Source organism: Caballeronia sp. 11_S32 (genome assembly GCF_056930355.1).
Genome location: NZ_JBXOWH010000003.1, coordinates 1,650,467 through 1,664,266, shown reverse-complemented (window position 1 = coordinate 1,664,266; position 13,800 = coordinate 1,650,467). Strand labels below are relative to the sequence as shown.

The 13,800-nt window shown below is 64.3% G+C and carries 14 protein-coding genes and 1 tRNA gene; 4 read left to right on the top strand and 11 right to left on the bottom strand.

The features are described 5' to 3' along the window. Window positions 1-8: 8 nt before the first annotated feature. From AC1Z32_RS19325 to AC1Z32_RS19295, 7 genes are all read right to left on the bottom strand, one after another. Window positions 9-1,235: an aspartate aminotransferase family protein gene (locus AC1Z32_RS19325; protein WP_483480114.1), complete on the bottom strand. Its 1,227-nt coding sequence runs from the start codon at window positions 1,233-1,235 to the stop codon at window positions 9-11. Window positions 1,236-1,352: 117 nt separating this feature from the next. After that, window positions 1,353-2,321, bottom strand: coding sequence for a GlxA family transcriptional regulator (locus AC1Z32_RS19320; protein WP_483481685.1), 969 nt, complete (start codon window positions 2,319-2,321; stop codon window positions 1,353-1,355). 43 nt (window positions 2,322-2,364) lie between these two features. Then, window positions 2,365-3,192 carry an ABC transporter ATP-binding protein gene (locus tag AC1Z32_RS19315; protein WP_483480113.1) on the bottom strand — a complete coding sequence of 276 codons (828 nt, stop codon included), beginning with the start codon at window positions 3,190-3,192 and terminating at the stop codon, window positions 2,365-2,367. Between the two features lie 31 nt (window positions 3,193-3,223). Further along, the gene (locus AC1Z32_RS19310) at window positions 3,224-3,958 is read right to left on the bottom strand and encodes an ABC transporter permease (RefSeq protein ID WP_483480112.1); all 735 of its coding nucleotides are present in this window, start codon (window positions 3,956-3,958) and stop codon (window positions 3,224-3,226) included. A gap of 22 nt (window positions 3,959-3,980) precedes the next feature. Next, entirely contained in the window at window positions 3,981-4,670 is a 690-nt protein-coding gene (locus AC1Z32_RS19305) for an ABC transporter permease (protein WP_483480111.1), read from the bottom strand. Between the two features lie 269 nt (window positions 4,671-4,939). Beyond that, window positions 4,940-5,338 (bottom strand): hypothetical protein, encoded by a 399-nt coding sequence (locus AC1Z32_RS19300; RefSeq protein WP_483480110.1) that lies wholly within the window; start codon window positions 5,336-5,338, stop codon window positions 4,940-4,942. A gap of 49 nt (window positions 5,339-5,387) precedes the next feature. Then, window positions 5,388-6,974, bottom strand: coding sequence for an EAL domain-containing protein (locus tag AC1Z32_RS19295; protein ID WP_483480109.1), 1,587 nt, complete (start codon window positions 6,972-6,974; stop codon window positions 5,388-5,390). 273 nt (window positions 6,975-7,247) lie between these two features. On the opposite strand from AC1Z32_RS19295, the gene AC1Z32_RS19290 reads away from it, so the two are divergent. The 4 genes from AC1Z32_RS19290 to rpsU all read left to right on the top strand — a co-directional run bounded on the left by AC1Z32_RS19290 (window position 7,248) and on the right by rpsU (window position 9,162). Further along, window positions 7,248-7,826 (top strand): N-acetyltransferase family protein, encoded by a 579-nt coding sequence (locus tag AC1Z32_RS19290; protein WP_483480108.1) that lies wholly within the window; start codon window positions 7,248-7,250, stop codon window positions 7,824-7,826. A 33-nt stretch (window positions 7,827-7,859) separates the two neighbouring features. Continuing rightward, window positions 7,860-8,453 carry an IMPACT family protein gene (locus AC1Z32_RS19285; protein WP_483480107.1) on the top strand — a complete coding sequence of 198 codons (594 nt, stop codon included), beginning with the start codon at window positions 7,860-7,862 and terminating at the stop codon, window positions 8,451-8,453. A 23-nt stretch (window positions 8,454-8,476) separates the two neighbouring features. Further along, a complete protein-coding gene (locus AC1Z32_RS19280; protein ID WP_483481684.1) occupies window positions 8,477-8,785 on the top strand; it encodes a 2Fe-2S iron-sulfur cluster-binding protein in 309 nt (102 codons plus the stop codon). Between the two features lie 164 nt (window positions 8,786-8,949). Beyond that, entirely contained in the window at window positions 8,950-9,162 is a 213-nt protein-coding gene (rpsU, locus tag AC1Z32_RS19275) for a 30S ribosomal protein S21 (RefSeq protein ID WP_006999077.1), read from the top strand. Between the two features lie 405 nt (window positions 9,163-9,567). Here rpsU and AC1Z32_RS19270 read toward each other — a convergent pair. The 4 genes from AC1Z32_RS19270 to AC1Z32_RS19255 form a co-directional block, all read right to left on the bottom strand. Then, window positions 9,568-9,644 (bottom strand) — tRNA-Met (locus tag AC1Z32_RS19270). 38 nt (window positions 9,645-9,682) lie between these two features. Further along, on the bottom strand, window positions 9,683-11,227 hold the full coding sequence (locus AC1Z32_RS19265) for a peptide MFS transporter (protein WP_483480106.1): 1,545 nt from the start codon (window positions 11,225-11,227) through the stop codon (window positions 9,683-9,685). 554 nt (window positions 11,228-11,781) lie between these two features. Next, window positions 11,782-12,414: a LysE family translocator gene (locus AC1Z32_RS19260; RefSeq protein WP_483480105.1), complete on the bottom strand. Its 633-nt coding sequence runs from the start codon at window positions 12,412-12,414 to the stop codon at window positions 11,782-11,784. Between the two features lie 66 nt (window positions 12,415-12,480). Further along, window positions 12,481-13,605 (bottom strand): porin, encoded by a 1,125-nt coding sequence (locus tag AC1Z32_RS19255; RefSeq protein ID WP_483480104.1) that lies wholly within the window; start codon window positions 13,603-13,605, stop codon window positions 12,481-12,483. Window positions 13,606-13,800: the final 195 nt, after the last annotated feature.

The following is a 13,800-nucleotide window of genomic DNA, read 5'->3' as shown; positions in this document are numbered from 1 at the left end:
CCTGTTCGTTACTTGACGGCTGCCACGCCGACGACCTGCTCGATCGCCTTCTCGATGCGCGCGAAGCCTTCGTCGAGATCGGCCATCGGCATGATGAGCGACGGCGCGAAGCGCAGCACGTTCGGCCCCGCGATCAGCATGATGACGCCGTTCGCCGCGGCCGCATTGAGCACGTCCTTCGCGCGGTCCTTGTACGTGTCGTTCAGCTCCGCGCCGATCAGCAGGCCGCGCCCGCGAATCTCCCTGAACAGGCCGAAGCGCTGGTTGATGCGTTCGAGATGCGCCTTGATCGCGCGGCTGCGCTCGTTCACACCTTCGAGCACTTGCGGATCGCTGATCAGTTCGACGACCTTCTCCGCGATCGATGCGCCGAGCGGATTGCCGCCGTAAGTCGTGCCGTGCACGCCGACCTTGAAGTGCGCGGCGATCTCGTTCGTCGTGAGCATCGCGCCGATCGGGAAGCCGTTGCCCAGCGCCTTCGCGCTCGTGAGGATATCGGGTGTCACGCCGTACTGCATGTACGCGTAGAACGTGCCCGTGCGGCCGACGCCGGTCTGCACTTCGTCGAAGATCAGCAGGGCATCGTGCTTGTCGCACGCTTCGCGCAGGCCCTTGAGGAACGCGGGATCGGCGGGCAGCACGCCGCCTTCGCCCTGCACCGGCTCGACGATCACCGCGCAGGTCTTCGGGCCGATCGCTTCGAGCGCCTTCGGCAGATCGTTGTACGGCAGATGACGGATGCCTTGCGGCTGCGGGCCGAAGCCTTCCGCATACTTCGGCTGGCCGCCGACGCTCACCGTGAAGAACGTGCGCCCATGAAACGACTGCGTGAACGAGATGATCTCGATCTTGTCCTCGCCGTGATTGTCGATCGCATAGCGGCGCGCGAGCTTCAGCGCCGCTTCGTTCGCTTCGGCGCCGGAATTCGCGAAGAACGCGCGGTCGGCGAAGGTGAGATCCGTCAGGCGTTTCGCGAGGCGCAACACCGGCGCGTTCGTGTAGCCGTTGCCGATGTGCCAGAGCTTTTCGCCCTGCTCGTGCAGCACCTTGAGCAGTTCCGGATGGCCGTGGCCGAGCGCCGTCACCGCGATGCCGCCGGCGAAATCCACGTAATCGCGGCCGTCGGTATCCCACACGCGCGAGCCGCGGCCCCGGTCGGGCACGAAATTGGCCGGTGCGAACACCGGCACCATTACCTCGTCGAACGTACCGCGATTCACATTGATGTCGGTCATGAGCGACTCCTCGTCAGGTTCGTGCAGCGGTTTTGTGATTGGTTCGATATTAGGCAATCGCGCGCGTTCCGTCTTGCGCGTTCGCGACATGCTTCGATGGGGTTTTTGCGACACTACTCACGCGCCGGGCGGCTCGATCAGCGCGCCGCCGCGCGGCTCGTCGATAGCGCCGCCGCGCTGCTTCTCGATCCAGTTGCGGCGCTCCTCGCGCGGCGTCACGCCGAAGCGGTCGCGGTACGCATTGGAAAAATGCGCCGCCGACGAAAACCCGCACGCGAGACTGATCTGCACCACCGATTTGCTCGTGCGCTGCAACTGCGTGCGCGCCTTGGTCAGCCGCAGATTGAGGTAATACTTCGACGGCATCGCGCCGAGATATTGCCGGAAGAGCCGCTCCAGTTGCCGGCGCGAAATGCCGACGAGATTCGCGATTTCATCGGTGGCGAGCGGATCTTCGATGTTCGCTTCCATCAGTTGAAGCGCATCGTTCAGACGCGGATGGCGCTCGCCCGGCGCGGTGACGAACGGAATGCGCTGACGCTCGGTGCCCGCGCGCAACGTGCCGATGCCGAGCGAATCCGCGATGCGCTCCGCGAGATCCGGGCCGTGATCGCGCGCGATCATCGCGAGCATGAAATCGATGCTCGCCTGCCCGCCGGAACATGTGGCGCGGTCGCGATCGATCTCGAAGATCTGCTGGCTGACGATCGCGCGCTCGAACTGTTCGGTGAATTGCTGATACGTTTCCCAGTTCACCGCGACGCGATATTGCGAAAGCTGACCGGCCATCGCGAGCCACCACACGCCGTGATGGATGCCGCTGACGAGCGGCGTGCGCGGCGCCACGCGCGCGAGACTCGCGAGAAAGAGCCGGTAGTCCGCGAACTGCTGATAGCGCTCCGACACGACGATGAGCCAGTCGCAGCGCACGGCGTCGTTGAACGCGCAGTCGGCTGGCAGTTGCGCGCCGCCGGAAAGCGGCACCGGGCGGCCGTCCCAGGAACAGATGCGCCATTCGTAGAGACGATGCCCGTCGATCTCGTTGGCGAGCGCAAGACTGTCGATGATCGGCCCGATGCCGCTCATCGACACGGGCGGGAGCGCGACGATCGCAACCTGCCGCGTCACGTTATTTCAGGCTGCCCGAAAGAAACTGGCGCAGACGCTCGCTCTTCGGCGCGGTCAGAACGTCCGAAGGCGCGCCTTCTTCTTCCGTGCGTCCCTGATGCAGGAACATCACGTGATTCGACACGTTGCGCGCGAAGCCCATCTCGTGCGTGACGACGATCATCGTGCGGCCTTCTTCCGCGAGACGCTGCATCACCTTCAGCACTTCGCCGACGAGTTCGGGATCGAGCGCGGACGTGGGCTCGTCGAAGAGCATGACGTCGGGATGCATCGCGAGCGCGCGCGCGATCGCGACGCGCTGCTGCTGCCCGCCCGACAGATGCGACGGATACTGCTTCTCGACGCGCGGCGGCAGGCCCACTTTCTCCAGATACTCGCGCGCGCGGTCCTCCGCTTCCTTCTTCGACACGCCGAGCACGTGGATAGGCGCTTCCATCACGTTTTCGATGGCCGTCATGTGCGACCACAGGTTGAAGTGCTGGAAGACCATCGCGAGCTTGGTGCGCACGCGCTGCAACTGCTTGTGATCCGCGACTTCGAGATTGCCGGCTTTATCGGTCTTCGTGCGCACCGCTTCACCGTCGACGATGATCTGTCCGGAATTCGGCCGCTCGAGAAAGTTGATGCAGCGCAGGAACGTGCTCTTGCCCGAGCCGCTCGCGCCGATGATGCTGATGACATCGCCCGCCTTCGCGGCGAGCGAGACGCCCTTCAGCACTTCGTTGTCCCCGTAGCGCTTGTGAATGTCCTCGGCGACGAGCTTCGTCGCGACGTCTTTGGCGGTGGGCTCCAACGCTTTCTCCTCGGGTGATGACACAGTCTCTTCCATGGGTTCGAATTCTACCGCTCAGTGCTTCCGTTCACCCGGCGCGCGACGCGCGCGCCGCGCCAGCCGGCCGCAGGTACGCGAGCCAGCGCCGCTCCGCGCGCCGGAAGGCCGCGACGAGCGCGAACGAGATCGCCACATACAGCAGCGCCGCGATGCCGAACGATTCGAACGACTGATAGGTCGCCGAGTTGGCGTCGCGCGCGACCTTCAGGATGTCCGGCACGGTGGCCGTGAAGGCGACGGTCGTCGCGTGCAGCATCAGGATCACTTCGTTGCTGTACAAAGGCAAGGCGCGGCGCAGCGCGGACGGCAGGATCACGCGGCGATACATCGTGAACGTGCTCATGCCGTAGGCGCGCGCGGCTTCCACTTCGCCGTGGGGCGTCGCGCGGATCGCGCCCGCGAAGATTTCGGTCGTGTAGGCGCAGGTGTTGAGCGCGAAGGCGAGGATCGCGCAGTTGAAGCCGCTTTTGAAGAACGCTTCCAGCAACGATTGCGTGCGCACGAATTCGAGGCTGTACATGCCCGTGTAGAGCAAGAGCAGTTGCACATAGAGCGGCGTGCCGCGGAACACGTAGGTGTAGATGCGCACGGGCGTCGACAGCCAGCGGTTTCGGGACACGCGCGCGCAGGCGAGCGGGACCGCCGCGCAGAAGCCGAGCACGATCGATACGGCGAGCAGCCACAACGTGACGACGAGGCCCGATGCGCGCATGCCGTCGGAGTACAGGAACGGGCGCCAGTATTCGGCGAGGATCTGGATCATGTCTTTCGCTCGCTAGCAGGGGTCAGAGTTCGGCATGCCGCACGCCGATGGAATAGCGCTTTTCCAGCGCCATCAGCACGAGATTCGACGCGCTCGTGATCGCGAGATAGATGAGCGCCGCGATCAGGATGAAGAAGAACATGTTGAACGTGCTCTTGCCCGCGTCCTGCGCGGCCTTCACGACATCCGCGAGACCGATGATCGACACGAGCGCCGTCGCCTTCACGAGCACCTGCCAGTTGTTGCCGATGCCCGGCAGCGCGAAACGCATCATCTGCGGAAAGAGAATGCGGCCGAACACGCGCATGCCGCTCATGCCGTAGGCACTGCCCGCTTCCAGCTGACCGCGCGGCACGGCGAGAAACGCGCCGCGAAACGTCTCGGTGAAATACGCGCCGTAGATGAAGCCGAGCGTGAGCACGCCGGCCGTGAACGGATCGATGTCGAACTGATCCCAGCCGAATGCATCGGTGAGATTGTTGACCGCGATCTGGATGCTGTAGAAGAGCAGCAGCATCAGGACGAGATCGGGCACCGAGCGGATGAGCGTCGTGTACGCGGTCGCGATGCCGCGCAACAGCGCGTGTTGGGAGAGTTTTGCCGATGCGCCCGCCAGGCCGAGGAGCACCGATACCGCGAGAGATAGCACCGCGAGCGCGAGCGTCTCTTTGGCGCCCGCCCAAAGGAGCGGACCGAAGCCGTGCAGAATCAAGAAGCGCCTCCATCGTCTTTCGTTGAAAGAAGCGGAGCGCGTGTCAGTGGCGCTCCGTCGACTGGCGGCGATACTCGCAAGCGAAAATCAATCGCTCAAATGTGAAGAACCTTCTTTGTTGCGATGCAGCACGCGACCTGGGCGAGCGGCTACGGGGGCAGGCGCCCGCCGCGCAACGCTGCCCGCGCGCGACAGGCAGGAAAACCCGCATCCGCGCGCCGGACGAAACTTGCGCTTTTCAGGTCGCATTTTCGATAGAACGTGGCGGCCTACTTCTGCGCCACGCCACGCACGAGCTGCGCGAGCTGCCCGTTCGCCACGGCGATGTCCGGGCTGTCCTGCAGCAGGGGCAGGAACTGCTCCGCGAACACGGGATCGCGCGTGCCGGCGCTGAACATGTCGACGACGGCCCGCGCATGCCCGATGCGGTCATCGGCGGTGGCTTCGTCGTCGTCGAGGACATCGTCGATGGCGGCGATCAGCGTCGAGAACGGCGTGAGCCAGCGATACGCCGAGCCGTTGATCACGATCTGCAGAAACTCGCCCGGCGACACCGGCCCGAACTCGGTCTCGTGCCGCGCACGCAGATGCGCCAGCACGCTGCGATGAAGCGCGAGCAGCGGATGCCGCACGTCGCGCAGGAAAACGGTGGCTGTCTGGTCGTTCATGGTCGGGCCTCGTCTGGAAACATCCTAAATGAGGACGATTCGGTGCCGATCAAGCGCCGCGCGTCTTGCCCGCATAGCGGATGAACTCCGCGGCTGAAAGCGGCGCCGAAAAGAGCCAGCCTTGCCCGAACTGCGCGCCGCGCGCCTGGAGATAGGCCGCCTGCTCCTCGTGCTCGATGCCCTCGGCGATCACCTGGACGTCGAGCGTCGCGGCCATGTCGATGATGTGCGACGCGACGCTGCTCGACGCCGCATCCTGCCCGACGGTATCGACGAAGGACTTGTCGATCTTCAGGCCGTCGATGCGAAAGGTCTGCAGATGCGAAAGGCTCGAGTAGCCCGTGCCGAAGTCGTCGAGATAGACGGCGTGGCCCGCTTTGCGGAACGCGCTGATGACTTCCTTGGCGGCGTCGGCATCGAGAAAGCTGCGCTCCGTCGCCTCGATGCGGATCTGCTCGGGCCGCACGCCCTGCCGCGCGATCGCGGGGCCGAGCACGTCGAGAAAGCGGTGCGTCGTGAGATCGGGCGCGGACAGGTTCACCGACACGTAGTACTCCGGGTAGCGCTTAAGAAACTCGCCGAGTTCGAGGAGGATGGTGTCGAGCACCTGATCGGTGATCGCCTGGATCAGCCCGCGATGCTCCGCGAGCGGGATGAAATGATCGGGCCGCACGATGCGGTCGTGATACTTCCAGCGCACGAGCGCCTCCGCGCCGACACAACGGCGCGTGGAGAGATCGACGATCGGCTGATACGCGACGATGAACTGATGGCGCCGCACGGCATCGCTCAGCTGGCCGCGCGGAGAAAGCCGGCGCACGAAGAACAGCGCCGCCCAGCTCGCGAGCACGAGCCCCGCCGCGAGACCGCCGAGCAGCCAGCCCCACGGCAGCGTGCGCAAGCGCTGGCGCACCGACTGATGCGGCGCGCTCACGACGACCGCGAGCGGCATCGACGCGGAACGCCGCACGACGTACGGCGAACAGTCGCGCACGGGCGGCGCGGTGCGATAGACGGCGAGTATGGCGGCGGTGTCCGTGGCCGGCGTGGTCGCGATCACGCGGCTCACGTCCGTGTTGATGACGGCGACGCCGCTCGCGGGATCGCCGGGCGCGTCGAGACTGTCGACATAGAGCGAGGGATCGGCGGCGACATAGACACCGTCGCGGCCCATCACGAGCGAATCCTTGGCCCCCGGCAGACGCGAGAGACCGTACCAGGCCATCTCGCCGTCGCGCGAGCGCCAGTCGGGCGCCGGCAGCGTGAGACTGTCGGGCGGGCCGGCCGATACCGCGCCGAGCAGCGACGAGCATTGCCAGCGTCCGTCGTGATCGTAGGCGCCCGCATCGCGCACCTGCTCGTGTGTGAGCGCGATGCGCCGCAGCTCTTGCAGATAATGCGGCGAGCAAGGCGCCGCGGCCACCTTGCCGATCTCCCCGAGCGCGCCCGACAGACGCCGCGTCACGTCCTCGGCGCGAAAGAGCGCGGCCTCGGCGAACGTGTTCAGACGCTCTGCTTCCTCATGCCGCTGACTGCGCTGTGCGAACAAAAAGCCGATCCCCGCCGGCGCCAGCGCCGCAATCACCACGATAACGATCAGAAGCGCCGCCAGCGCCCCACGTTGAATTTTGTTCATTGCCTGTTATGGTCCGCGGCGCGAGACCTGCCGCGCGCGCGTTTTTTTCTCCCTGCTCGACGCCGCCGGCTCGTTTCAAAGCCGTCCTCGCGCAGTCTCGGACAAACGACTTAGTGTAGGGGGCGCGCATCCCCCGGTTCAACGATTTCTTTGCCCGAAAACTCACCCTTTTAGTGGGCTTCCGCACGGCCCGCAGGCCCTTTTTTTGCCGATGGCGCGCCGTGCGAAAATCGGCGCTTCATATTCGCCTTTCTTCTGCCGGAACATCGCATCATGGTCACACTCAACACCGCCCGTCCGTTCGTGCCGTTCGTTCCGTTCGTGCGCGACGCCGCGCCCGGCGACTTCGACTCAATCACGCACATCTATTCGCATTACGTAAGGAACGCGCTCGCGACGTTCGAGGAAGTTGCGCCTTCCGTCGACGACATGCGCGCGCGCCACGCGGCGATCATCGCGGCGGGCTTGCCTTATCTCGTCGCCGAACTCGATGGCGTCGTGGCGGGCTACGCGTACGCGTCGGCCTATCGGCCGCGCTCGGCTTACCGGCATACCATCGAGGACTCGGTCTATGTCGCCGATGGCAACGGCGGGCGCGGGATCGGTCTCGCGCTGCTCGCGGCGCTCATCGAAAGGTGCGAGCGCGGACCGTGGCGTCAGATGATCGCGGTGATCGGCAACAGCGGCAACGCCGGTTCGATCGCGCTGCATGCGCGGCTCGGCTTCGAGCATGTCGGCGTGCTGCGCGATGTCGGCTTCAAGCACGGCCGATGGGTCGATTCCGTGCTGATGCAACGCGCGCTGAACGGTGCCACGGACGTCGCGGACGGATCCATTGCGCTGAACGGCTAAGATTCAGCATTTGCATTTCACGCGGTCCACGCCTTGCCCACCTATACCCTCGCCTCTTCCGTCAGCGCCGAAATCGACATCCGCAAGAGCCGCTTCATCGCGCTCGCGATTCCCGTCGCGGACCGCGATGAAGCCATGCGCGAACTCGAGCGCCTGCGCGCCGAGCATCCGGGCGCGACGCACGTCTGCTGGGCGCTGCTCGCGGGCGGGCAATCCGGCATGTCCGACGACGGCGAGCCATCCGGCACCGCCGGGCGCCCGATTCTCGAAGTGCTGCGTCATCACGAGGTCGATGGCGTGCTGGCCGCCGTCGTGCGCTATTACGGCGGCATCAAGCTCGGCGCGGGCGGGCTCGTGCGCGCCTACACCGATGCGATCGCCAGCGCGATGCAACTGGCCGAGCGCGTCGAGCGCATCGAGCGCGGCTTGCTGCGCATCGAAATCGACTATGCCGACGAAGCGCGCGTGCGGCGCTGGATCGAGCAAAACGAAGCTGAACTCGTGCAGAGCGAATACGGCATGACCGTGCGGCTCGTCGTGCGGATGGCCGCCGCGGCGCGCGAGCCGGCCGCCGTCGAGTTGCGCGATCTCACCAACGGCCGCGCGGGCGTCGAGGTGGAAGCGTGACGGACGAGCCGCGCGCGTTCGCGATGGTCATCGAGCCGGCCGGGCACTTCGTCGCGGTGAAGGACGGCGAGACACTGCTCGAAGCCGCGTTGCGGGCGGGTTTGACGTTGCCGCGATCGTGCCGCAACGGAACCTGCCGCGCGTGCATGTGCCGGCTCGTCGATGGCGAGATCGCGTATCGCATCGAATGGCCGGGCCTCACCGCCGAAGAAAAGGCCGAAGGCTGGATTCTGCCGTGCGTCGCGCTCGCTCGATCGGACGTGATGATCGACCAGCCGGACGCGCGCGAAGCCACGCCCGATTCGCGTCCCGTGCGCCCGCGCGGCTTCTGAGCGCGGGTATTTCGGGATTGTCGTCTCGATTCAACGACCTACGATGTGAATCCCGAGTCCGCATGTATATGCTTTCGTACAAAGTACGTGCAGGGTGACTCTCAAAAAGTGTACAATTGCGCTTTGCCCCAAATTCTGGCAGGGCCAGATCAACCGAGATTTCAATGACTAAAGTACTGTTGAAAGAGAACGAGCCTTTCGACGTCGCCATGCGTCGTTTTCGCCGTACCGTCGAACGCACGGGCCTGATTCAAGAGCTCAAGTCGCGCATGGCTTATGAAAAGCCGACCACCGAGCGCAAGCGCAAGAAAGCTGCTGCTGTCGCTCGTCTGCGCAAGCAGATCCGTCGCGCGCAACTGCCGAAGAAGTTCTATTGATCGACGCGGGGCGTTCCGCCCTCGTCTGTCCGGATAGAACCGGCATCGGCATCGCAGCCTGAATCGGCCGGTCGCGGTTTCGCGCGCAGGTCGCGTGAAAGCTCGCGGAGAGGCGCAAAACACGAATGCGCCCCGATCGATGAAGGTTGGCAAGATCGCAAAAAGCCTGCATGAGTCAATGCTCATGCAGGCTTTTCGTGCTTATGGGGCGCCATTTGGGCGCCATTTGGAGCCCTATTGGAGCGCTATGAGAGTGTTATGGGAGCGTTTTTGGGCGATGCGCTTGTGCCCATGCGGGCTTTTGCCGATGCGGCCGCATCGATCTGATCGCTACGGCGAGAATACGTACGAAAGGCGCACAAAAGCAAAGAGCCCGGCTGTACCGGGCTCTTTGCTTGATGAAACTGGTTGCGGGGGTAGGATTTGAACCTACGACCTTCGGGTTATGAGCCCGACGAGCTGCCAGACTGCTCCACCCCGCGTCTGAGAAAGAAATTATAGACCGAAGTATTCTGCAAAGTCAAACGTTGTTTGCACCCAACGTCGCCGCCGGCTGCATGCGCTCCGCCGCGCCGGTTTTGACAGCCTCCTCTGCCGCGCGTTGATGCGCGCGCGACAGCCTGCCGAGCAGCGGCAACAGCGCCACGGCAACCGCCGCGCCGCCCGCGGCGAGCCAGCCGAGTCCGAAGAAGAGCTGCGTGTAGAGCGGCAGCGATTGCAGCGGCTCCAGGTTACCGGACGGCATGCGCGCGAAATTCGCGACGACACTGCCGAGATACTGCGACACGCCCGTCGCGACGAAATACGCGCCCATCATGAAGCCGCTCATGCGAGCCGGAACATAGCGCGCGATCATCGCGAGGCCGAGGCCCGACACGAGCAGTTCGCCGAGCGAATACAGGCCGTAGCCCGCCACCATGAACCACGACGACACACGCCCTTCCACGGCATAACGTCCGCTCAGCCCGAACACGAAGAAGCCGACCGCCACCACGACGAAGCCCAGCGCGTACTTCGCCGCCACGGGAATATCGCGGCCGCGGCGCGCCTGCCGCGTATAGACGAACGCGAGAATCGGGCTCAGCAGCATGATCCAGATCGGATTGAGCGCCTGGAACTGCGCCGCGCTCCACGTGAACAGTTCGACGCCGTCAATCGAGAACGACGGATCGACGTTGCGCAGCGCGAACAGCGTGAGCGAAGTCGACATCTGCTGATAGAAGACGAAGAAAAGGATCACCTGAAGTGTCAGGATCAGCGCGGCGACGAGGCCCGCGCGCTCGCTGCGGTCGCACTTCGTGAGCATGTAGCCGAAGATCGCGAGAATCGCGACACCCGCCGCGTACACGCACGCGACCGCCACCGCCTTGTGCTGCAGGATGAACATGGTCGCTGCCGCGAGCGCCACGCTACCCGCCGCGACGGCCAACACGCGGCTCCAGCGGATCGGCTCATCGTCCGGTGCGGAGCCGACGTGCGCGAGCGTCTTGCGCATCAGCGCGAAGTTGAGGAGACCGAGCACCATGCCGCCGCAGCACACGGCGAACGCGGTGTGCCAGCCCCAGTGGTCCTTGATCCACGGCGTCGCCAGCATCGAGAAGGTCGAGCCGATGTTCACCGCCATGTAGTAGATCGTGAACGCGCTGTCGATGCGCGCATCGTCGCCCTCGTAGATGCGGCGCACGAGATTCGCCGCGTTCGACTTGAAGAGTCCGTTGCCGACCACGATCACGCCGAGCGATGCGTACATGAAACCGAGCGTGTCGACCGGCAGCGCAAGCATCAGGTAACCGAGCGCGAGTACGATCGCGCCCGCGGTCATGGTGCGGCGCGCGCCGAGCACCTTGTCGCCGATCCAGCCGCCAATCGACGGCGCGGAGAACACAAGCGCCGTGAACGCGCCCCAGGTCAGGTTGGCGTGATCGTCGGCGAAACCGATTTTGTCGATCATGAACAGCACGAGCAGCGCGGCCATGCCGTAATAGCCGAAGCGCTCCCACATTTCGATCAGGAAGACGGTCGAGAACGAGCGCGTCTGCGAGGGGCCGGACGATTGATTAAGCATCGGAAAAGATCCTTCAAACAGCGATGAGCGAATCGGCGAATTGCAATGCGCCGATTACTTTCGATGACAGTACGAGCGAGTCGCGCGAATTCCCCGCGCGATCATCGGATGAGTACGCGGGCGATTATCCGTGGGCAAAACGCGTGATTATCGCAAATTGCAGACGCTCGCTTGCTGACAGGCAGGAAATGGCGGTAGCGCAGAAGTGGCGCGGAAGGCGATAGCGAGGAAGGGGCGGCAGACAGGCGCGCGACGCAATGTCGCCAGGCGTGCGGGGAATTGAGGTTTCATCGAGCTTCCGTTTTCCGCGATCGGCTTCTCGCGTGTGGCGTGAATTCGACCGTTGCGGATTCGCACGCACAGAAGGATCGCTTCCATGCGTGTCAGTTGATTTAAGCAAATCGCAAGCTTATTGCGATTCGCGAGTGACGCATTGTGTTGTCATTTTTGATTCGGGTCACTCGGGGATAGCCCTGAAGACTTAATGCGCCGCTATTCGCGATAACTCAATGTAATAACCCGTGCGATTAACTCGATGCCGAAAGCGCGGACATTCAGCTCGCCGGCCGACGCACGAACGCCAGCATCACGCCGAAGCCGATCATGAGCGCGCCGCTCACGCGATTGAACCACGTAAAGCCGCGCGCGCCGCGCGACAGCGAGCCGAGGCGCGCGCCCAACGCGGCGTAGATGACGATTGCCACCAGTTCGAGCAGCAGAAACGTCGCGCCGAGGATCGTGAAGCTCGTCGCGTAGGCGCTGCGGTCGACGAACTGCGGGAAAAACGCGGTGAACACGAGTATCGCCTTAGGATTGCCGGCGGCAACCCAGAATTCCTGCTTCGTGAGCCGCGTGAGACTCACGGGGCCGCGCGGCGCGCCCTCTTCCTTCACGACGAGCGACGGCCCCGAGCGGATCAGCTTCACGCCGATCCAGACGAGGTAGGCGGCGCCCGCGAGCTTGATTGCCGTGAAGAGCGTCTGCGACGCGAGCAGCAGCGCGCCGAGTCCGAGTCCCGCAATGGCGATCATGATCGCGAACGCGACGAGCCGCCCGAACGACGCCAGCACGGACGCGCGCACGCCGTCGCGCGCGCCGTTCGACAGCGACAGCACGTTGTTCGGCCCGAAAGCCATATTGATGGCGAAACACGCCGGCAGGAAAAGCGAGAAAGTCTGGAGCGACATGGGACACCTGCGAACCGGCGGACACGAGACCGCTAAGTTAGCACGCGCGCTACGCGTTCTGAAGCGTCAGAAGCGATGCCGAATGCCCGTGCTCAGCATCAGCTGATTGCGGCCGCTCGACGGATCGTTCGTGTTGATCACCGCCGGCGCGCCCGACGATGCGCGCTGATAGATCGACTCGAGATAAATATCCGTGCGCTTGGACAGCAGATAGTCGACCTGGAGCGCACCTTCGTGCCAGTGCGCGCCGCCGCCATTGGTGTACACATACATGCCCGACAACTGGATGGCCGGCGTCAGCTTGTAGATGCCGTTGATTTCATAGTTGTTGAGCGCGAGCGACGGCAGCAGGTCGCCGGTGTCGGCATTGGTGACGCCGGAGTTGATCGCGCGGGAGAACGCGCCGCCCAACGTGAATTCGCCGATCTCGTAGCTCATGCCGACGCCGAACGTGTTCTGCCGCTCGACGTTGGCGTTGAAGACCGTGTTCGCCGAGCCGGGCAGCGCGAGCGAATCGTAGGCGCCGCTCGTCGTGTTGCCGCGTCCGTTGTTGTGCAGATACGCCGCGCCCGCGTTGAAGGCGCCCGCCGAATAGTTCGCGCCGACACTGTACGCGCGGTTGTTCGCAAACGCGCCCGCCTGATTGGAGAACGCGTAGAGGCCGCCGAAGCTGAAGCCGCCGTAGTTTCCGCTCGTGTACTTGACGGAGTTCGAGGCAAGAAACGAGTTGTTGGCGTTGTCGTTGTCGAGCAGATGCGCAAACGCCGTGCCGCCGGTGTTGCCGGTCAGCGTGAAGGTCTGGAAATAGTCGTGGATCGAATCGTACTGACGGCCGAAAGTGACGGTGCCGAGGGTATCGGTGCCGATGCCGACGTACATCGGATGATCGTTGAGGCCTTCGCCCGTTGCGACGGAGAGGCCGCGCTCGAGCCGGAAGATCGCGCGGGCGCCGCCGCCCAGATCCTCGGAACCCTGCAGGCCCCAGTAACTGCCGTCGATCGTGCCGGACGTCAGACGATATTGCGAATGCCCGCCCACGTTGTTCACATAGGCGACGCCCGCATCCAACTCGCCGTAGAGCTGCACCGAGCTTTGCGCCCACGCCGCGCCAGGCAGGCCGATGAACGTCGCGCACACCGCCATCGAAAACGTCAGCGAGCGCGCGGCGGGACGACCCGCTTCGGAGATCATGGACGCGGCTCGTGGCGCTTTCGGGCAAAGGGGCATGGAAGTCTCCGGCGGTTCTCGATTCAAGAACGATTGTCAGTTCTGTTACAGAGCTTGTCAGTCAAAAATGCGTCGCCTCCCGCTTCTGTGTCCAGGAACCAACGAACTTCCGATTTTCACGTTTCTCCGTCTTGCCGGATCGGCGCTCTTGAGCGTAGT